The following is an 18587-nucleotide window of genomic DNA, read 5'->3' on the forward strand; positions in this document are numbered from 1 at the left end:
TCAGAACAGCAGCGACGCCAGCCGGCGTCGCGCGTCGCCGACGCGCGGGTCGGCGTCGCCGACGAGCCCGAACAGCTCCACGAGTCGCTCCCGGACGGCGACCCGCTCGTCGCCGTCGACGGCGGCGAACAGGTCCAGCAGCCGTCCGAACGCGTCCTCGACGTGACCGCCCGCGACATCCAGGTCGGCGACCGTCAGCTGTGCGGCCACATCCCGCGGTGCTGCCGCGGCGGCATCCCGCACCGCACCGGCGTCGACGCCCTCGACCCGCTGCAGGAGCCGCACCTGGCCGAGGCCGGCGCGGGCATCCTCGTCGCCCGGGTTCTCCGCGAGGGCCCGCTCGTATGCGTCGGCGGCGCGGGCATAGTCTCCGGCCTCGATGGCCGCGTACGCCTCCGCATGCAGCGGCGGCAGCGGGGGCTCGGCCGGCTCGGCGCCGGGCTCCTCGGTACCCGCGTCGACGGACCCGGTCACGCCGTTCTGCGCCGCGACCTGCAGTAACTGGTCGAACACCTCGCGCACCTGCTGCTCGGGCACGGCACCGGTGAACAGCGGAACCGGCTGCCCGGCGATCAGCGCCACCACCATCGGGATCGACTGCGCCCGGAAGCCCTGCGCGAGCTGCGGGTTCGCGTCGACGTCGACCATTGCCAGCACGACCCGGCCGGCGAGCTCGATGACGACCTTCTCCAGGATCGGGCTGAGCTGCTTGCACGGCCCGCACCATTCCGCCCACAGGTCGACGACCACGGGGACGGTGCGCGACAGCTCGAGCACCTGCGGGAACGTCGCGTCGGTGACGTCCACCACAAGCCCGCCGGATGCGGGAGGTGCCCCGTCGGTGGCGGGCGGCGCCGCCGGGCGGTTGCGCAGCCCGGACAGGTCGACCGCACCGCGCAGCACGGCACCGGGATTGGGCTGACTCATTTGCTGACCACCTTCGCACCGAGGATGTTGGACGAATAGCCGAGCAGCCGGATCTTCGCGTCCCCGGCGCCGACGCCCGGGACGTAGAAGAAGAGCTGATCGCTGTATGTCGTGATGAACCCGGTCTGAGACTCCTTGACGCCGGTGAGCGCCTTCACCCGGGGGTTGTTCTCGAGCTTGACCACAGCCTCCCTGTTCGTCGGCTTGGCCGTCTCCGTCTCGTTGACGGTGACCGCCACTATCGCCCCGGACTCCAGAGTGGCCAGTGCCAGCGGCGCCTGACTGCCGGCCGCTGCGGCGAACGTGAGCCGGCCCGTCTTGGACGCGGTCTTGTTGAACTCCGCGAGCTGCTCGTTCCGCTTGGCCGCCACCCCGGCGAGGAAGACGTCGTTCGCGGTGTCGAACTCCGCCGCGTGCGCGCTCTTGTCACCCTTGTCGATCACGTCGGCGTACGCCGCCGCGATGCCGCCCGGCGGCATGACCAGGAACGACGAATCCGGCTGCACCGCGGTCGCCCCGACATACGCGGGCGCCACCTCAGGAAGCCGCTCCGCTTCCAGCTGCCCGACGTAGGACAGCTTGTACGGCGACCACGGATCCTTCTGCGCGATCATCATGACGTTCGAGGTCACCGTATCGGCCGACTTCTGCTCGGCGATCAGCATCACCATGCGGGGCCAACCCTCGTACGCCTGCGGCAGGACGACCTTCAACCCACCGGCGGGGATCGCGGGAAGAGCCGCCTCCTTGGCGATTTTGCCGCGCAGCGTGTAGTTCGTCCGCCGCTCGGCGAGGGCGGCGCCGTCCAGCCGGGTCGCGGCCAGCGCGGCGTCGTTGCCGTCGTCGGCCTTCGCGACCGTTCCGGCGATGTGCGAGAGGATGCGCTCGGCCTGCGGCTGCGTGACGGCCGGAGGCTGCACGCTGCCGGGGTCGACGACGGTCGCGGTGGGGGTGGGCGTGGGCGTGGTGCCCAGCTGCGGCCACGCGTCGGCGGAGCATCCCGCGAACAGCAGCGACGAGACGGCGAGCACCGGGATCACAGCGAACGAGCGCCGTCGGCCGGTCACCGCGCGCGTGCGGGTCCTGCCGGCGCTGATCACGCCCTTGTCCGAGGCCTCCACGGAGAGGTCCACGGATTCGGTCTCCGGCAGAGGCGGGAGAGCCTTCCGGCGCGGCCCGCGGGAGCGGCGCAGCCGGCGGATGCCGAGGATGTACAGGAAGACGCCGATGGCCATCAGGATGCCACCGCCGACGATGAGGGGCCCCGCCCACGGGGTCGCCGTCTGCAGCGGCCACGTCACGGAGACCCGGGCCGGCGCGGGCTGAGTGCCGTCGGTGGCGACGAGCACGCTCATCGTCGCCGGCAGCTGCAGGTGCTGGATGAGGATGTCGTCCTGCGTGAACTGGTCGAGCCACAGGTCGGACCCCGCCGGGTTGCGGTGCTGCGCCTGGGCTGCGTCGGTCGGCTCGACGACGGTGGATGTCACGTGGTGCGCGCCGTCCAGTGTGACGGCGGTGTACTCGGCGTCGGCGAGCCAGGCCTTGAGGTCGTCGGTGCGGCCGTACGCTGCGAAGATAGTGCCCTCGGCGGCGGCGCGCAGCGTCTGCGAGCCGGTGTGGCGGTTCAGTACGGCTCCGTCAATCAGCGTGTAGGAGGTATCGGCGGTCCCCGTGATCGCCGTCGTCTCGCTCTTCGGACCCTGGAACACGGTCCGCTGTGCGATGCCGGTCGCGATCATCAGAGCGGCCAGCACGAAGGCGGCCACAGCCCATACGAAGCGCACGAATGTATCCTCCCGGCCCACGACGGCACGATCGGGGCGAATGACTCGACGTTCCAGACTAGCGAAGAAGACCTGTGTGGCGCCCGGGAGGGTCGCTGGTGGGTCGTCGCCGTCGGGGAAAGTATCCTGACGGCACGGCGCGCGGATGTCGCGGTCGGCCGTGGACAGGCGAGGAGTCCCGATGAAGGTGCAGAATCCGTTCCGGATCGCGTTCGTCGCGACCCTGGGCGTCGGACTCGGTCTCCTGCTCATCGGCAGCATCCAGACGCTGTCCACGATCCTGCTCTACATCGGCACGGCGCTGTTCCTGTCCTTGGGCCTGGAGCCGGTCGTGGCGTTCCTCGTGCGCCGCCGGCTGCCCCGGTGGGCGGCCGTGCTGGTGACGATCCTCCTGGTGCTGGCGGTGTTCGCCGGGATAGTGCTGCTGATAGTCCCGACGATCGTCAGCCAGATCTCGCAGCTGGTGCAGGCGATCCAGACGTTCCTGCAGGACACGGCGCTCTCGCTCGTGGACGTGAAGCACTGGATCCACTCCGTGTTCCCGGCGATCCAGGAGTCGGCGGTGGACGACGCCATCGCCAACGCGCAGAAGTGGCTGCTCGCGAACTGGGGGTCGATCACCGGCGGCGTGATCAACGTCGGCATCGCGTTCTTCGGCGGGCTGTTCGGGGCGTTCATCGTGCTGATCCTCACCATCTACTTCACCGCGTCCACCCCGTCCCTGAAGGGCGCGGTGTACCAGCTGGTCCCCGCGTCGAAGCGGCCCCGCTTCATCGACCTGGCCGAGCAGATCACGGACTCGGTCGGCTACTACGTGATGGGGCAAGTCACGCTGGGCCTGATCAACGGCATCCTGAGCTCGATCTTCCTGTCGGTCATCCATGCGCCATTCCCCGCGGTGCTGGCCGTGATCGCGTTCTTCTTCTCGCTGATCCCGCTGGTGGGCACGCTGACGGGTTCGGCGATCATCGTCCTGACGTGCCTCATCCCGGGGCTCGGCAGTCCCACAACGGCGCTCATCGCCGCCGTCTACTACCTCATCTACATGCAGCTCGAGGCATACGTCATCTCACCGCGGATCATGAACCGGGCGGTTTCCGTGCCCGGGGCGGTCGTCGTGGTCGCCGCGCTGGCCGGCGGATCGCTGCTGGGGCTGCTGGGCGCGCTCATCGCCATCCCGGTCGCCGCCAGCATCCTGATCATCTACCGGCAGGTCGTGATCCCTCGGCAGAATGAGCGCTGACGCCGCCGCCTATTCCCACGTTGTCGGCAGCGGGAGCGCCGACGGGTTCACCGCGGCGACGATCTCACTGAGAACTCGGCGGGTCTGGTTCTCCCCCACCCAGAGGTGGCGCCCGCCGTCGACCGCGATGACGTCGGCGTGCCCGATCGCGGCGAACCGTTCCCGCGCCTGCGCAGGTCGCAGGTAGTCATCGTGCTCGGGGATCAGCGCCACCACGGGACGCGGGTCGCCCGCCCAGGCGGCGAGCTCCGCGTCGCTGGTGCGGTGCAGCGGCGGGGAGAGCAGGATGATCCCGTCCACGGGGTGGGAGCGCCCGTGCCGCAGAGCGACCTCGGTGCCGAACGACCATCCCACCAGCCACGGATGCGGCAGGCGGCGCTGCGCCACCAGGTCCATCGCGGCGGCGAGATCCCGTCTCTCCGCCTCTCCCCCGTCGAACGTCCCCTCGCTCGTTCCCCGCGGCGAGGTTGTGCCGCGGGTGTTGAACCGCAGCACCGCGAGGTCGGCCAGGGCGGGCAGGCGCGCGGCGGCCTTGCGGATGATGTGGGAGTCCATGAAGCCGCCCGCGGTGGGCAGCGGGTGCAGCGTGACGAGCGTCGCGACGGGGTCGCGGTCCATGGGTAGGGCGAGCTCACCGACCAGCGTCAGATCGTCCGACGTGTGCAGCTCGATGTCCTCGCGCCGTGCGGGCAGCAGGACCGGTCCGCGGATCTCCATTCAATACACCTTCCAGCAGTGCGTGTGCCAATGACGGCGTGCGGCGAGGTCCGCCGCGTCGCCGAGGACGCCGTCGGCGCGCCACACGACGACGTGTGCGACCCCGGCCTCGATCGTCCCGCCGCATCCCGGGCAGGTGTAGGTCTTCTCCGCGTGGCCGGCCGCGACCGGCTGCACGATCCATTCACTGCCGCGCCGGACCTCGGAGTGTTTGAAGCCCGCCAGGAACCGATCGAACGAGTCGCCGCGCGGAGGGTCGGGGCGCCGCCGGTGAGACCGGGGCATCCGCTCAATACCAGCCGGTGGACTGCGAGTGGCCCCACGCGCCGCAGGGGGTGCCGTACCGGCCGCTGACGTAGCCGAGGCCCCAGGTGATCTGGGTCGCGGGGTTCGTGGCCCAGTCGGCGCCGGCGGAGGCCATCTTACTGCCGGGCAATGCCTGCGGGATGCCGTACGCCCCGCTCCCGGAGTTGTACGCGTTCACCCGCCATCCGGACTCGCGCTTCCACAGCGCCACGAGGCAGGAGAACTCGCCGTCGCTCCACCCGCGCGCCTTGACCATGTCGTACGCGATGGCCTGCGCGGTGCCCGGGTTCGGGGCGACGAACGGCACGCTGAACGATGCCGCCCGCCCCTCGACCGCCACCGGGTTCTGGCGCAGGCGGGGCTTGACGACAGCGCCGTAGCTGTCACGGTCCAGCGACGCGGGCGACGCCGTGACCCGCGAGGCCACCTCAACGGTCTGCGCATCCCCGAGCGCGCTGGCGTACAGGGTGACGGCGGGGGTGACTTCGGCGCTTGCGCGCAACGAGATGGCGGTGCCGAGCGGGCTCAGGTAGGCCGCCGCCATGCCGACGACAGCGAAAACGGCGAAGCCCGCCATGACGCCGCGGCCGCGCCTGAACCGGGTCGGCCGCGGATGCTTCGGAGCCCGGGATGCCGCTGCCGCCGCCTTCAGGTCGCGGCGGAGCATCGCGCGGGAGGCCTCGGGTGTCATCTCGGTGCCGGAAGTCACAGTGTGCCAGAGTCTACCGTCGCCCCGGGGCCGGCGCCATCTCCGGTGCGGCGGTTCGTCAGCCGACGGCCAGCATGACGTCGACCACGGCGTCCAGTACCGCGTCCACCTGCGCCTCGCGGTAGCCGCCGCGCTGCATGCGGAACGCGACCGTGCGCACCTGCTCGACCGTCACCGGCCGCCCCTCCGCCAGGAACGCCGCAACCTTGTCCGCGACGATGTCGACCTCTTCGACGCGGTACCCGTAGCCGAGTCCGCGGACGCGGTCGAAGCGCCGGCCGGGATCGCGGCTGAGCCGGTCCAGGATCTCCTGCGCACGCTCACGGGTCCGCCCGATCCACTCGCCAGTACCGGCGTGAGCGAGCGCCCGCTCCCGCTCCCGGACCGCGAAAGCGTCCTCCACGCGGGCGAGCGCGGCATCCACCGCCTCCGGCCGGTAGCCACGGCGCACGAGCGGGAACGCGACCGCCCGGACGTCGGAGGCCGCCAGGGACGCGGCATCCGGGTCCTCCTCGAACGCCGCCCGCGCCCGATCCAGGAACGCGTCGACGATCTTGGCGTCGTAGCCCCTCTCGCGACGGGATGTCAGGGGGAAGCGCGGCGAGGCCGCGGCGGGGCGGCGGGATTCGGGGGAACGGGTCGTCATTGCGTCACCAAGGGGGTCAGGAGGTAGTACAGGGCCAGCGCGGCGCCGGCGGAGGGGAGGATGGAGTCCAGACGGTCCAGGACGCCGCCGTGACCGGGAAGCCACGAGCTCATGTCCTTGATGCCGAGGTCACGTTTGATCATGGACTCGCCGAGGTCGCCGACGGTGGCGGTGGCGAGGATCACGGCGCCGATCAACAGGCCGGTCCCCCACGGCAGGTGCAGCATGAGGGCGGCCAGCAGGACGCCGGCCACGAGGGCTGCCAGCACCGCACCGGCGAAGCCCTCCCACGTCTTCTTCGGGCTTATCCGCGGCGCCATGGGGTGCTTGCCGAGCGTCAGGCCGGTGGCGTAGGCGCCGGTGTCGGCGGCCGCGGCGATGATGATGAACGCGAGGACCCACCATTCGCCGCGGTCCTGCCGCAGCAGGACCACGCACAGGCTCGCCAGGAACGGCACGTACAGCTGCACGAGCACGCCGGTGACCACGTCGTCCCACACGTCGGCGTAGCGTCGCCCGTCGCGTGCGACCATCTGCCCGAGCAGGCGCCAGACCACGACGACGGTGACGACGGCCCACAGCACGACCCAGTGCAGCCAGTCGCCGAAGAACCACGCCGACAGCAGCAGCGCGGCGGCGCCGAACAGCTGCGGGACGAGGTCGACGCGCCGGCCCGCCACCTGCAGCGCGCGCGTGAACTCGAAGACGCCGAGGATGGCTGCGGCGCCGGCGAGGATCAGGAAGACCGGCTTCCAGATGATCAGCGACGCTATCAGCACGGCGCCGATGGCCAGTCCGATCAGGATGGCGAGGATGAGGTCCCGCCCCGTGCGCTCCTTGAGCCGCTCGTTGGCCTCCTCGAAGTCCGCCCGGGTGCGGGCGACCTGGTTCTCGAACTCGCTGCGCGCCGCGCGCAGGTGTGCGTGCAGCACCGCGCTCGGGTCGCCGGCGGCATCGGCGGGGGGTGAGTCAGGGCGCGCTCGACGGTCCCGGCGACGCGACCCGTCGCCCGGCGGCTGTGCGGACCCGTCCGTCATGCGTCTTCCTCAGACTTCGAGCAGCTCGGTTTCTTTGCGCTTGAGCGCATCGTCGATGGCGTCGACGTGGGTCCGGGTGATGGCGTCCAGCTCCTTCTCGGCGCGCGCCAGCTCGTCCTCTCCGACGTCGTTCTTGAGGGCGTCGAGCTCGTCCTTGATCTTGCGGCGGATGCCGCGCAGACGCACCTTCGCGTCCTCGCCCTTGGTGCGCACAATCTTGACGAACTCCTTGCGGCGGTCGGCGGTGAGTTCGGGCATCGTGATGCGGACGATGCTGCCGTCGTTCGTGGGGTTCGCGCCGAGGTTCGGGATGTCGCGGATGGCCTGCTCAATGGCCTTCAGCGCGGACTTGTCGTACGGCGTCACTATCAGCGAGCGCGCCTCGGGGACGTTCAGCGACGCGAGCTGGGCGAGCGGCGTGGGCGTGCCGTAATAGTCGACGAGCACCTTCTGGAAAAGCTGCGGGTTGGCACGGCCCGAGCGCACGGTGGCGAAGTCCTCCTTCGCCGATTCGACGGCCTTGTCCATCCGGGTTTCCGCATCGGTCAATACGTCCGCGATCACGGTCTCTCCATTCGCTCGGGCGTTCCCGCCCAGTCTAGCCGCGGCGCATCCGCCGCTCCCCTGCTGCCGGCGTCGTTCAGGCGGTGACGAGCGTCCCTATCTGCTCGCCGAGCAGGGCCCGCGTGACGTTGCCGGCCGGCTCCATCCCGAACACGCGCATGTCCATGCGGTTGTCCATGCACAGACTGAACGCTGTCGAGTCGACGACCTTGAGGCCGCGCTGCAGGGCATCCAGATACGTGATGCGATCGATCCGGGTGGCCGACGCATCCTTCTTCGGGTCGGCGGTGTAGACCCCGTCCACGCCGTTCTTGGCGACGAGGACCTCGTCGGCACGGATCTCGAGTGCCCGCTGGGCGGCGACGGTGTCGGTGGAGAAGTAGGGCAGTCCGGCGCCGGCGCCGAAGATCACGACGCGGCCCTTCTGCATGTGCCGCTCGGCGCGCAGGGGGATGTACGGCTCGGCGACCTGGGTCATCTGGATGGCCGACTGCACGCGGGTGGCGGCGCCGGCCTGCTCGAGGAAGTCCTGCAGGGCCAGCGCGTTCATCACGGTGCCGAGCATCCCCATGTAGTCGGCCCGGCCGCGGTCCATCCCACGCTGGCTGAGCTCCGCGCCGCGGAAGAAGTTTCCCCCGCCGACGACGACGGAGATCTCGACATCGTCAGTGGCCGCGGCGATCTCACGCGCTATCTGGCTCACCACGTCGGGGTTCACGCCGAGGGATCCGGCTCCGAAGGCCTCGCCGGAGAGTTTGAGAAGGACGCGCCGGCGCCCCGTGGCTTCATTGATCACGTGCAGTCCTCTCGTCGCGATCACACCTTAGCGAACGGGCATGGCAAGGGCCCGCATCGATGGGTCGATGCGGGCCCTCGGGCACTGTCAGGCGCCGACCTTGAACCGGGCGAAGCCCGTGATGGTGATGCCGGCGTCCTTGGCGACCTGCGCCACGGACAGCTTGTTGTCCTTCGCGTAGTCCTGCTCCAGCAGCGCGACCTGCTTGAAGAACGCGTGCACGCGCCCCTCGACGATCTTCGGGAGGGCGGCCTCCGGCTTGCCCTCGTTCCGGGAGATCTCGGTGACGATCTCGCGCTCCTTCTCGACCTCGGCCGCGGGGACGTCAGCCTCGCTGAGGTACGACGGGTTCGCGAACGAGATGTGCTGGGCGATGCTGCGCGCGGTCGTCGCGTCGTCGCCGGTGTAGGCGAGGACCACGCCGATCTGCGGCGGGAGGTCCTTGCTGGTCTTGTGCAGGTAGACCTCCAGCTTGTCACCGGAAAGAGTGCGCACCCGGCGCAGCTCGATCTTCTCGCCGATGATGGCGGCCTCGTCGGCGATGAGCTGCGCGATGGTCTGGTCGCCGGCCGGCGCGGCCAGGGCGGCCTCGGCCGAGTCGGCCGAGGCGGCGGCGGCGGCATCGGCCACCTTGTCGGCCAGCGCCATGAACCGGTCGTTCTTGGCGACGAAGTCGGTCTCGCATGCCAGTTCGACAAGCGTCACGGCGCCGTCGGACTCACGGGCCACGACGAGGCCCTCGGTGGTCGAGCGGTCGGCGCGCTTCGCGTTGCCCTTCGCGCCCTTCAGGCGCAGGATCTCGACGGCCTTCTCGATGTCGCCGTCGGCCTCCTCGAGCGCCTTCTTCGTGTCGACCATGCCCGTGCCGAGCTGCTCGCGCAGGGCCTTGATGTCGGCGATGGTGAAGTTTGCCATGGGTGGCGGCTCCTTGTGTGTCTGAGTACTCGTGGATACCGCGACGGGGCCGTCCGCAGACGACCCCGTCGCGTGCAGGAAACTACTCGGCCGGGGTGACCGTGGCGTCACTCTCGGCGGCAGCGGTCTCGGCGACCGGCTCGGCCTCGGCAGGCGCCGCGACGGTCTCGGCTGCGACGGGCTCGGCCTCGGCAGGCGCCGCGTCCGCGGCGGGGGCGGCCGTGCCCTGCTCGAGAAGCTCGCGCTCCCACTCGGCGAGGGGCTCGGCAGGCGCCGCCGCCTCGTCCGCGGGCTGGTGGCGCTGGATGAGGCCCTCGGCGGCGGCGTCGGCGATGATCCGGGTGAGCAGGCTCACCGAGCGGATGGCGTCGTCGTTGCCCGGGATCGGGTACTGGATCTCGTCGGGGTCGGCGTTCGTGTCGAGGATGCCGATCACCGGGATGCCGAGCTTGCGGGCCTCGTCGATCGCGAGGTGCTCGCGCTTGGCGTCCACGACCCAGAGCGCCGACGGCGTCTTCTGCAGGTTGCGGATGCCGCCCAGCGACTTGTGCAGCTTGTCGAGCTCGCGCTTCTTCAGCAGCAGCTCCTTCTTGGTGAAGCCGCTCTCCGAGGGGTTCTCGTAGTCGAGCTCCTCGAGCTCCTTCATGCGCTGCAGCCGCTTGCTGACGGTGCTGAAGTTGGTCAGTAGCCCGCCCAGCCAGCGCTGGTTGACGTACGGCTGGCCGACGCGGGTGGCCTGCTCGGCGAGCACCTCCTGCGCCTGCTTCTTCGTCCCGACGAACAGGATCGTGCCGCCGTGGGCGACGGTCTCCTTGACGAACTCGTACGCACGGTCGATGTAGGCCAGCGACTGCTGCAAGTCGATGATGTGGATGCCGCTGCGCTCGGTGAGGATGAATCGCTTCACCTTCGGGTTCCACCGACGGGTCTGGTGTCCGAAGTGAACGCCGGCATCGAGCAGCTGGCGGATGGTGACGACGGCCACGGCCGTTCTCCTGTTCTCGGCGCGTGTGCGCCGCTTTCCGGTTGTCACAGACGGGCGGGTGCCCGCTGATCCTGGTGCCCGGCACACGTCCCGCCCCGATTCGGGGACCGTGGGGATGAGTGCCACTCGCGGAGAGCTCCGCTCGCTGTGGGCACGCGTAGTCACCTCGACGTGCGAGGTGCGCGTCCAGTGTATCAGCCGGGGGCTCCTCCCCCGATGCGGTCCGCCGGGGGTGCCGGTCCTGCTTCTCCACAGATCCGGCGCAGCGCCGGCTGCGGGATGTCCCGGCTGCCAGCATGGCGGGATGAGGACGATCCATGGGGCTGTCCGTGCGACGCTCGTGCTGGTGCTGACCGCCGTTCTGGTGGCGGCCACCCCGGCGCCGGCTGCGGCGGAGCCCGTCGGCCGGCCGTCCGAATCCACCACCCCCGTGCCGTCCACCGCCGGATGGCTGTGGCCTCTCGCCGGGTTCCGGATCGTGCAGCCCTACCGGGCACCGGCGCACGCGTACGCGCCCGGCCACCGCGGGATCGACCTGGAGCCTCGTGGGCAGCACGGGGTGCGCGCGCCTGCCGGCGGCGTGATCGCCTTCTCGGGGCGGGTGGCCGGTCGCGGCATCCTCACCATCGATCATGGCGACGGCCTGGTGACCACGCTCGAGCCGATCACGTCCGCTCTCGTCGCCGGCGACCGGGTACTGCGCGGTCAGACGGTCGGGACGCTGTCGACGGGAGGACACACCGCGCCGGGGGCGCTGCACTTCGGCGTGCGCAGGGACGGGGTGTACATCAACCCGTGGGTGCTCTTGGGCGGCGTGCCGCGTGCCGTGCTGCTGCCGTGCTGCTCGTGAGCGTCACTTCTCGGCGCGCGGGTGCGCGAGGCGGTAGCTGCTCAGGAGCCGCTCGCTGGAGACGTGAGTGTAGATCTGGGTCGTGCCCAGGCTCGCGTGCCCGAGCATCTCCTGCACCGTGCGCAGATCCGCTCCGCCATCCAGCAGATGCGTGGCGGCGGAGTGGCGCAGCGCGTGCGGGCCGACGGTGGGCGCGCCGACGACCGGGCCGAGCATGCGGGACACGACGGCGTATACGGTGCGGGGGCCGATGGGACCGCCGCGGGCGCCGAGGAACAGCGCCCGCCCACCGCTCCCGTCGGCGGCCAACGTCGGCCGCGCGCGGACGAGGTAGGCGTCCAGGGCGCGTGCGGCCGGCAGCCCGTAGGGCACGACCCGCTCCTTCCCGCCCTTGCCGAGCACGCGGACGGTGCGCGCCTGACGGTCCAGCGCGTCCACATCCATCCCGCACAGCTCCGAGACGCGCAGGGCCGCGCCGTACAGCAGCTCGAGCATCGCGTGGTCGCGCAGCGCGAGCGGATCCCCCCCTGCCGCGGTCGCCGCCGCAGCGTCCAAGAGCCCAGCCATGCCGTCGGCGGTGGCGACCTTCGGCAGTGTGCGTCCGCGCTTGGGTGAGACGAGCCGGACCGCGGGGTCGACGGGCACTCTTCCGCTCTCGTGCGCCCAGGAGAAGAATCCGCGCACCGCGGCGGTGCGCCGGGCGATGGTGGAGCGCGCGTCACCGCGGCGGGTGGCCTGCCACAGCCATTCGCGCAGCGCCTCGAGGTCGATCTCGGTCAGCGGCGCGTCATGCACGGACGCGGCGAGGTCTGCGAGGTCCGATCGGTACGCCCGCACAGTCGCCGGCGACAGGCGGCGCACGTCGGCGAGGTGGCGCGCGTACGCGTCGGCCGCGTCCCCGATCCTCATGCCTCCAGGATGCCGGTCAGTCGCCGGCGCCCGCCACGACGCGCCGCCACCGCGCGCCCTCGTTCGCGGCGACGCCCTCCAGCGCCATCATGCCCAGGTGTGCGCGCACCTGCGCCGTGGCCATCCCGCTGCGCCTGGCGACGTCGTCGACGGTCCGCCAGGCGCGGGCGCTGAGAGCGTCGCTGACCCGGGTCCGCTCGCCGGTCCGGTCGTCCTCGCGCTCCTCGCGTTCGCTCCCGTGCGCGGCGTCCAGGCCGAGCAGCTCCGCGGCCTCGTCCGATGTGGTGACGCAGCGCGCGTCGAACTCGCGCAGCAGCCGATGGCAGCCTGCTGATGACCCGCTGGTCACCGGACCCGGGACCGCGCCCAGCGGGCGCCCCAGCGTCGCCGCGTGTCCCGCGGTGTTCAGTGATCCACTGCGCCACCCCGCTTCGATCACCACGGTGGCGTCGCCGAGCGCGGCGATGAGCCGGTTGCGCTGCAAGAACCTCCATCGCGTGGGTGCGGACCCGCACGGGACCTCGCCGAGCACCGCGCCGGACGCGGCGATCCGCCGCAGCAGGTCGGTGTGTCCCGCGGGGTAGGGACGATCGACGCCCCCGGCCAGCAGCGCCACGGTGATGCCGCCGGCGGCGAGGGCCGCACGGTGGGCGGCGCCGTCGATGCCGTAGGCCGCGCCGGAGACCACGGCGACGCCTCTCCCTGCCAGGTCGGCGGCGAACTCCTCCGCGATGTGCTCCCCGTAGCCGGTGGCCGCACGCGCGCCCACGAGGGCTATCGCGGGGTCCAGCCTGGTCAGCACCGCGGGATCGCCCCGCACCCACAGCGCCACCGGCGCGTGCGGGCCCAGGTCGTCCAGGGCGGCCGGCCAGCAGTCGTCGTCGGGAGTCACCAGGTGGACGCCGGCGCTGACTGCGAGGTGCAGCGCGAAGGCTATCGACTCTGCCTCCAGCCGCGGCTGCCACCGGCGCACCCCGGCCCGCAGTTCGTCGGGTGGGATGCCGGCGGCGTCGGCTGCAAGCGTGCCACGGCACCCGGCGATCACTTCGCGCAGCGCGTCGTCGGGCCCGAGTGCGTCGATCAGCGCTCCCGCGACGGCGTCCCCGGGCTCCGCAAGGCAGCTCCACACGGCGGCGGCGTACGCGCGCTCGTGATCCGCAACCGATCGTGGCGTGCCGTCGGGGCGCAGCGGGACCACCGCCCGGACGGCGGCGGCATCCCAGTGGAAGGCGCTCATATGGGTATCCCCTTCTTCAGGTAAAGGGCCCGCCCGATGTGGTCGGGCCCGAGGCGGTCGTCGCCGGCGAGGTCGGCCAGCGACCACGCGACGCGGAGCACGCGGTCATAGCTGCGCAGCGTGAGCGAGCCGCGGTGCAGGGCCGCGTCCAGCGGCCGGCGGACGATCGGCGGGGGTGTGACCGGCCCCTGCCGCAGCCAGCCTCCGGACACCTGCGAGTTCAGCCGCCAGGGCGTGTCCCGCAGCCGCGCCGCGGCACGCGCACGCGCCTCGATCACCCGCTGACGCGCCTGCGCCGTGGTCACGCTCGGGCGTCCCCGGTCGGCGTGCGCCACCGACACCCGCTCCACGGTGACCTCGATGTCGATCCGGTCCAGGAGCGGGCCGGACAGCCGCCCCAGATACCGCCGGATCGCTATCGGCGGGCAGGTGCAGACGGCCCCGCGCACCCCGTAGTTGCCGCAGGGACAGGGATTCGTCGCGAGCACCAGCTGGAACCGCGCGGGGAAGGACGCCGTGAACCCGGCCCGGTGGATGACGATGCTGCCCGTCTCCAGCGGCTGGCGCAGCGCGTCCAGCGTGCCCGCGCGGTGCTCTGCGGCTTCGTCGAGGAACAGGACGCCTTCGCTCGCACGGACGATGGCGCCGGGGCGGACGATCCGCGACCCGCCGCCCACCAGCGCGGCCACACTGGCGCTGTGGTGCGGGGCCTCGAACGGCGGTGTCCGGTCCAGCCGGGTGACCGCCGTTCCGCCGAGCGACCGGATGGATGCGGCGATCAGGGCCGCTTCGTCGTCGAGTTCGGGCAGGATCCCCGGCAGCCGCCGAGCGAGCATCGTCTTGCCGGCCCCCGGCGGGCCCGTCATCAGCAGATGATGCCCGCCGGCGGCGGCGACGATCAGCGCCTCGACGCCCGCCTCCTGACCGATCACCTCCGCCAGATCCATCGGCTCGCCGGGCGGGCGGTCGTCGGCGGCGGCGGCGACCGGCTCCAGCGGCGGCAGCTCTTCCACGTCTGCGCCGTGCAGCCGGGCGACGTCGGCCAGGCACACCGCCCCGGTGACCTGCACGCCCGTCACGAGCTCCGCTTCGGCGCGGTTCGCCCACGGCACCACGACCCGTCGCACCCCCGCGCGGGCCGCGGCGCGCACCGCCGGCAGCACGCCGGGGACGGGGCGCAGCCGGCCGTCGAGCCCCAGCTCGCCGATATGCGCGGTCGCGGCGATGGACGCGGCATCCATCCCGCCCGCGGTGCCCAGCGCCGCCACCGCGATGGCCAGATCGAAGCCCGACCCCTGCTTGGGCAGACTCGCCGGGGACAGGTTGACGGTGAGCCGGCGCTTGGGCAGGGCCAGTCCGCTGTTCTCGCTCGCGTTGCGGATCCGCTGCGTGGCCTCGCCGAGCGCTTTGTCGGGCAGGCCGATGATGTGGAACTCCGGCAGCTGATGGGTCAGGTCGGCCTCGACCTCGACCAGGGTGCCCTCCAGGCCCGACAGCGCGACAGCCCACGTGCGCATCACGCCCATGGCACGTCCTCGACGTGCTCCAGGCGGGCGGTGGCCGGGTCGGCGCCGGTGATGCCGATCACGTCCAACCGGCGCGCTCTCCCGCGCGCGAGCTCCGGATGCTGCGCGCACCACGCGTTCGCGAGGCGCCACAGCCGCGCGCGTTTGCGCGCGTCGACGGCCTCCAGCGGGTCCCCGAAGCCGTCGGTGGTGCGGGTCTTCACCTCGACGAAGACGAGGGCGTCGGCACGCCGTGCGACGACATCCACCTCACCGCCGGCGGTCCGCCAGTTGCGGTCGAGGACGTCGAACCCGCGCGCCCGCAGGTGCGCGGCGGCGCGCTGCTCGCCCGCTCTGCCGAACTCGTCCTTCGCTGCCATGCACAGCATGCTGACGCGTGCGCGGCCCGTGCCGCGGGGCCGTCACGACATCTGTGGGAAGTCCGGCCGAAACGCCGACATCGGAGGGTCTGGGGAGGCGGTGATGCTCAGGAGTCGAGCGAGAGCTCTTCGGGAAGGTGCAGGTCGCGGCGCTGCAGCTCCTCCACGTTCACGTCCTTGAACGTGAGCACGCGCACGGACTTGACGAACCGGTCGGCGCGGTAGATGTCCCACACCCACACGTCGGTCATCGTGATCTCGAAGTAGAAGTCGTGCTCGGTGTCGCGCCGGACGACGTTCACCTCGTTGGCGAGGTAGAACCGCCGCTCGGTCTCGATGACGTACTGGAACTGCGCGACGACGTCGCGATACTCGCGGTACAGCGCCAGCTCGAGCTCGCGGTCGTAGTCGTCGAAGTCATCGTCCATGATGTCCCATCCTAGGCGCGGCCGGGTCGCGGCCCGCCCGCCGGCTCAGAACAGGGTCGGCGCATCGGCGATCGCCCAGGACGAGCGGTGGTAGGGGCTCAGGCCGTACTCGCGGATGGCGGTGCGGTGGGCGATGCTCGCGTATCCCTTGTTGTGCGCCCATTCGTAGGCCGGGTGCTCGTCGTGCAGTGTCACCATGAGCGCGTCCCGGGCGACCTTCGCTATCACGGATGCCGCCGCGGCGCTCGCGCAGTCCCGGTCTGCCTTTATCTGCACACGGATCGACAGTCCGGCCCCGCCCGCGGGCGAGATGTAGTCGTGGTTCCCGTCCAGCAGGATCGAGGCGTCCTCGGGGACGACGCCGAACGAGCGCAGCTGGTCGATGGCGCGCAGCGCCGCGGTGCCGAGGGCCCGGATGATCCCGACCTCGTCGATCTCGGCGGCGGACGCGTAGCCGATGGCGTGGGCACCGACCCAGTCGATCGCCCGCTGCGCGACATCCGCCCGCCGCTTCTCGGGGACGAGTTTGGAGTCCCGCAGTCCGGCGGGGATCCGGCGCCTCGCGGCGCGCGCATCGATGGCGACGGCGCCGACGGCGACGGGGCCGGCCAGGGCGCCGCGGCCCACCTCGTCGCACGCTATCAGCAGCGTGCGCTCGCGCAGCAGCCGCCGCTCGAGGGTGAGCCGGGGCTCGACGACGGTCACGGCGATGTCCCGGCTCCGGCGGATTCGGGGATGCCGGCGAACACGCCGTGATGGAAGTCGATGAGACCGAACCGGCCGAACGGCCACGTGATGACGAACGCGCGTCCCACGACGTTGTCCATCGGCACGAAGCCCTTTCCGGGCTGGTTCTGGTTGTAGCGGGAGTCGCGCGACCGATCGCGGTTGTCGCCGAGGACCCACAGCGAATCGGCCGGGACCGTCACGTCGAAGGGGACAACCTCCGGCGCGGTCTCGCCGGGCTGCAGCTTGACGAACGCGGACTCGTCGACGGGCACGCCGTTCACGGTGACCTGGCCGAGCGCGTTGCAGCAGACGACGTGGTCGCCGGGCAGGCCTATCACGCGCTTGATGAGGTGGTCGTCGCTGTCCGGCGCGGACAGGCCGACCAGCGACAGCACCCAGTCCGCTGCGGCGACCGGCCACGGCCGCGGGTCCGCCCCGGATGTCACCGGCAGCCATCCGCCCGGGTCGCGGAATACGACGACGTCGCCGCGCTGATAGCCGGTGAACCGGGGCGTCATCTCGTCGACGAGGATCCGGTCGTTGATCTGCAGCGTGTTCTCCATCGACCCGGAGGGGATGTAGAACGAGCGGACAAGGAACGTCTTGACCAGGAACGACACCATCAGCGCGATGACGATGATCACGACGACGTCGCGCAGGAACGTCAGCGCTCCGCGGCGGCGGACGGGACGGTCGCGTGTCGCCGCGGGAGCGGAGTGGTCGGTCATTCCAGGCCCTTCGACGATCGCACACTACAGCGTCGCACATTCCGGACGTCGAAAAGGACGACGCCCCGCGGCACACCGCCGCGGGGCGTCGTCACGAGGCCTGTCAGCGCTCGCGCTTCTCCTTGATCTTGGCCTTCTTGCCACGGAGGTTGCGCAGGTAGTAGAGCTTGGCGCGGCGCACGTCGCCGCGGGTGACGACCTCGATACGGTCGATCACCGGGCTGTGCACCGGGAACGTGCGCTCCACGCCCACCTGGAAGCTGATCTTGCGGACCGTGAAGGTCTCGCGCACACCGTCACCGGAACGGCCGATGACCACGCCCTGGAAGACCTGGATGCGGCTGCGGCTGCCTTCCGTGATGTTCACGTGCACCTTCACGGTGTCACCGGCGTGGAATGCGGGGATGTCGGAGCGGAGCGATGCCGCGTCGACGACGTCGAGGATCTGCATGATCGTGTCTCTCTGCGGCCGCCACAGGTCGACCGCGAAATGGTGGGATACGAGGATCGGCGCCCGCTGCGTCATCCGAGGGATGCGCGGGCTCCCCTGAGGCAGAGCCGGTGCGCGAGCACAAGCATCCATTCTGCCACGGATGCCGGGACGCGCCAAAACGACGTCAGTGCACGTTGCGCCCGTCGCCGGGGCGCCCGACCTCGTTGACCACGATCACGTCGGCGTGCCGGCGTGCCCGCTCCGCGAGCGTCTCGTCGCCGGGCAGCTCGGCGGGGCCGACGCCCGGCGCCATCCGCGCGAACGATCCGCGCGCCTCACGCCACAGTTGCCACAGCGACGACCAGACCAGGCCCAGGAACGCGAGGACAGCGAGGGCGAGGATCAGGGCGAAAGCGTTCTCGATGAAGCATCCGAACAGGATCACCAGCCCGTGCCACACGGTGATCGCCAGGACGTCCCACCAGGAGACGGCGCGCTGCCTGCGCACGATCGGGCGCGCACGGATCAGGAGCGCCGCGATCAGCTCGCCCACCAGGACCGAGGGACCGGCGATGAGGAGCACCCCGAACAGGGCCCAGCCGCTGGCGCTGAAGATCGCCCAGCCCACCACCAGCCACACCGGCAGAATGATCGCCGCCGGCAGCAGCCAGTGGAAGAAGCCACGTCGCAACCACATGCCCCGATGGTACGCCGCTTCCCTGTGCCGCAGATGTGCCCGCCCGCCCGGCACCGGGCCGC

Annotated in this window: 22 protein-coding genes; 2 read left to right on the forward strand and 20 right to left on the reverse strand. The window is 71.3% G+C overall.

Going from position 1 to position 18587, the window contains the following annotated elements:
- On the reverse strand, window positions 1–927 hold the full coding sequence (locus tag GH740_RS09440) for a tetratricopeptide repeat protein (RefSeq protein WP_153745867.1): 927 nt from the start codon (window positions 925–927) through the stop codon (window positions 1–3).
- Window positions 924–2711 carry a glycosyl transferase gene (locus GH740_RS09445; protein ID WP_367641311.1) on the reverse strand — a complete coding sequence of 596 codons (1788 nt, stop codon included), beginning with the start codon at window positions 2709–2711 and terminating at the stop codon, window positions 924–926. Before GH740_RS09445 ends, GH740_RS09440 begins: the two co-directional genes overlap by 4 nt.
- Before the next feature lie 181 nt (window positions 2712–2892).
- Here GH740_RS09445 and GH740_RS09450 point away from each other — a divergent pair, with 181 nt between their 5' ends.
- A complete protein-coding gene (locus GH740_RS09450) occupies window positions 2893–3954 on the forward strand; it encodes an AI-2E family transporter (RefSeq protein ID WP_153745868.1) in 1062 nt (353 codons plus the stop codon).
- A gap of 9 nt (window positions 3955–3963) precedes the next feature.
- Here the strand turns inward: GH740_RS09450 and GH740_RS09455 are convergent, their stop codons facing one another.
- The 9 genes from GH740_RS09455 to rpsB form a co-directional block, all read right to left on the reverse strand.
- Window positions 3964–4671: an alpha/beta hydrolase gene (locus tag GH740_RS09455; RefSeq protein WP_153745869.1), complete on the reverse strand. Its 708-nt coding sequence runs from the start codon at window positions 4669–4671 to the stop codon at window positions 3964–3966.
- Window positions 4672–4956 (reverse strand): hypothetical protein, encoded by a 285-nt coding sequence (locus GH740_RS09460; protein WP_153745870.1) that lies wholly within the window; start codon window positions 4954–4956, stop codon window positions 4672–4674.
- Between the two features lie 4 nt (window positions 4957–4960).
- Window positions 4961–5686, reverse strand: a complete 726-nt coding sequence (locus GH740_RS09465) for a lytic transglycosylase domain-containing protein (RefSeq protein WP_367641314.1) — start codon at window positions 5684–5686, stop codon at window positions 4961–4963.
- 58 nt (window positions 5687–5744) lie between these two features.
- A complete protein-coding gene (locus tag GH740_RS09470) occupies window positions 5745–6332 on the reverse strand; it encodes a DivIVA domain-containing protein (RefSeq protein ID WP_153745871.1) in 588 nt (195 codons plus the stop codon).
- Window positions 6329–7369, reverse strand: a complete 1041-nt coding sequence (locus GH740_RS09475) for a phosphatidate cytidylyltransferase (RefSeq protein ID WP_153745872.1) — start codon at window positions 7367–7369, stop codon at window positions 6329–6331. Before GH740_RS09475 ends, GH740_RS09470 begins: the two co-directional genes overlap by 4 nt.
- 9 nt (window positions 7370–7378) lie before the next feature.
- Window positions 7379–7933, reverse strand: coding sequence for a ribosome recycling factor (gene frr / locus GH740_RS09480; protein ID WP_367641317.1), 555 nt, complete (start codon window positions 7931–7933; stop codon window positions 7379–7381).
- Between the two features lie 76 nt (window positions 7934–8009).
- Window positions 8010–8729 (reverse strand): UMP kinase, encoded by a 720-nt coding sequence (pyrH, locus tag GH740_RS09485; protein ID WP_367641319.1) that lies wholly within the window; start codon window positions 8727–8729, stop codon window positions 8010–8012.
- Window positions 8730–8816: 87 nt separating this feature from the next.
- Entirely contained in the window at window positions 8817–9644 is an 828-nt protein-coding gene (tsf, locus tag GH740_RS09490; protein WP_153745874.1) for a translation elongation factor Ts, read from the reverse strand.
- Between the two features lie 82 nt (window positions 9645–9726).
- The gene (rpsB, locus tag GH740_RS09495; protein WP_367641321.1) at window positions 9727–10629 is read right to left on the reverse strand and encodes a 30S ribosomal protein S2; all 903 of its coding nucleotides are present in this window, start codon (window positions 10627–10629) and stop codon (window positions 9727–9729) included.
- 304 nt (window positions 10630–10933) lie between these two features.
- Here rpsB and GH740_RS09500 point away from each other — a divergent pair, with 304 nt between their 5' ends.
- The gene (locus tag GH740_RS09500) at window positions 10934–11479 is read left to right on the forward strand and encodes a murein hydrolase activator EnvC (protein WP_153745875.1); all 546 of its coding nucleotides are present in this window, start codon (window positions 10934–10936) and stop codon (window positions 11477–11479) included.
- A gap of 3 nt (window positions 11480–11482) precedes the next feature.
- Here the strand turns inward: GH740_RS09500 and GH740_RS09505 are convergent, their stop codons facing one another.
- The 9 genes from GH740_RS09505 to GH740_RS09545 form a co-directional block, all read right to left on the reverse strand.
- A complete protein-coding gene (locus GH740_RS09505) occupies window positions 11483–12388 on the reverse strand; it encodes a tyrosine recombinase XerC (protein ID WP_153745876.1) in 906 nt (301 codons plus the stop codon).
- A gap of 16 nt (window positions 12389–12404) precedes the next feature.
- Entirely contained in the window at window positions 12405–13625 is a 1221-nt protein-coding gene (gene dprA, locus GH740_RS09510; protein WP_153745877.1) for a DNA-processing protein DprA, read from the reverse strand.
- A complete protein-coding gene (locus GH740_RS09515) occupies window positions 13622–15151 on the reverse strand; it encodes a YifB family Mg chelatase-like AAA ATPase (protein WP_153745878.1) in 1530 nt (509 codons plus the stop codon). Before GH740_RS09515 ends, dprA begins: the two co-directional genes overlap by 4 nt.
- Window positions 15142–15510, reverse strand: coding sequence for a YraN family protein (locus tag GH740_RS09520; RefSeq protein ID WP_153745879.1), 369 nt, complete (start codon window positions 15508–15510; stop codon window positions 15142–15144). Before GH740_RS09520 ends, GH740_RS09515 begins: the two co-directional genes overlap by 10 nt.
- Window positions 15511–15617: 107 nt before the next feature.
- Complete coding sequence (locus tag GH740_RS09525; RefSeq protein WP_153745880.1) at window positions 15618–15938, reverse strand: DUF2469 family protein; 321 nt, start codon at window positions 15936–15938, stop codon at window positions 15618–15620.
- 45 nt (window positions 15939–15983) lie between these two features.
- On the reverse strand, window positions 15984–16643 hold the full coding sequence (locus GH740_RS13885; RefSeq protein ID WP_367641325.1) for a ribonuclease HII: 660 nt from the start codon (window positions 16641–16643) through the stop codon (window positions 15984–15986).
- Window positions 16640–17395, reverse strand: a complete 756-nt coding sequence (gene lepB, locus GH740_RS09535) for a signal peptidase I (RefSeq protein ID WP_153745881.1) — start codon at window positions 17393–17395, stop codon at window positions 16640–16642. Before lepB ends, GH740_RS13885 begins: the two co-directional genes overlap by 4 nt.
- Before the next feature lie 103 nt (window positions 17396–17498).
- Entirely contained in the window at window positions 17499–17846 is a 348-nt protein-coding gene (gene rplS, locus GH740_RS09540) for a 50S ribosomal protein L19 (RefSeq protein ID WP_153746033.1), read from the reverse strand.
- A gap of 166 nt (window positions 17847–18012) precedes the next feature.
- Complete coding sequence (locus tag GH740_RS09545; RefSeq protein WP_153745882.1) at window positions 18013–18525, reverse strand: MFS transporter permease; 513 nt, start codon at window positions 18523–18525, stop codon at window positions 18013–18015.
- Window positions 18526–18587 lie beyond the last annotated feature (62 nt).

The organism is Microbacterium sp. SYP-A9085 (assembly GCF_009649635.1).
Taxonomy (GTDB): domain Bacteria; phylum Actinomycetota; class Actinomycetes; order Actinomycetales; family Microbacteriaceae; genus Microbacterium.

Excerpts from the sequence above, each read along its gene's own strand:
- GH740_RS09440 (WP_153745867.1), bottom strand. The coding sequence starts at position 927 with ATGAGTCAGCCCAATCCCGGTGCCGTGCTGCGCGGTGCGGTCGACCTG.
- GH740_RS09450 (WP_153745868.1), top strand. The coding sequence starts at position 2,893 with ATGAAGGTGCAGAATCCGTTCCGGATCGCGTTCGTCGCGACCCTGGGC.
- GH740_RS09455 (WP_153745869.1), bottom strand. The coding sequence starts at position 4,671 with ATGGAGATCCGCGGACCGGTCCTGCTGCCCGCACGGCGCGAGGACATC.
- GH740_RS09460 (WP_153745870.1), bottom strand. The coding sequence starts at position 4,956 with ATGCCCCGGTCTCACCGGCGGCGCCCCGACCCTCCGCGCGGCGACTCG.
- GH740_RS09470 (WP_153745871.1), bottom strand. The coding sequence starts at position 6,332 with ATGACGACCCGTTCCCCCGAATCCCGCCGCCCCGCCGCGGCCTCGCCG.
- GH740_RS09475 (WP_153745872.1), bottom strand. The coding sequence starts at position 7,369 with ATGACGGACGGGTCCGCACAGCCGCCGGGCGACGGGTCGCGTCGCCGG.
- tsf (WP_153745874.1), bottom strand. The coding sequence starts at position 9,644 with ATGGCAAACTTCACCATCGCCGACATCAAGGCCCTGCGCGAGCAGCTC.
- GH740_RS09500 (WP_153745875.1), top strand. The coding sequence starts at position 10,934 with ATGAGGACGATCCATGGGGCTGTCCGTGCGACGCTCGTGCTGGTGCTG.
- GH740_RS09505 (WP_153745876.1), bottom strand. The coding sequence starts at position 12,388 with ATGAGGATCGGGGACGCGGCCGACGCGTACGCGCGCCACCTCGCCGAC.
- dprA (WP_153745877.1), bottom strand. The coding sequence starts at position 13,625 with ATGAGCGCCTTCCACTGGGATGCCGCCGCCGTCCGGGCGGTGGTCCCG.
- GH740_RS09515 (WP_153745878.1), bottom strand. The coding sequence starts at position 15,151 with ATGGGCGTGATGCGCACGTGGGCTGTCGCGCTGTCGGGCCTGGAGGGC.
- GH740_RS09520 (WP_153745879.1), bottom strand. The coding sequence starts at position 15,510 with ATGGCAGCGAAGGACGAGTTCGGCAGAGCGGGCGAGCAGCGCGCCGCC.
- GH740_RS09525 (WP_153745880.1), bottom strand. The coding sequence starts at position 15,938 with ATGGACGATGACTTCGACGACTACGACCGCGAGCTCGAGCTGGCGCTG.
- lepB (WP_153745881.1), bottom strand. The coding sequence starts at position 17,395 with ATGACCGACCACTCCGCTCCCGCGGCGACACGCGACCGTCCCGTCCGC.
- rplS (WP_153746033.1), bottom strand. The coding sequence starts at position 17,846 with ATGCAGATCCTCGACGTCGTCGACGCGGCATCGCTCCGCTCCGACATC.
- GH740_RS09545 (WP_153745882.1), bottom strand. The coding sequence starts at position 18,525 with ATGTGGTTGCGACGTGGCTTCTTCCACTGGCTGCTGCCGGCGGCGATC.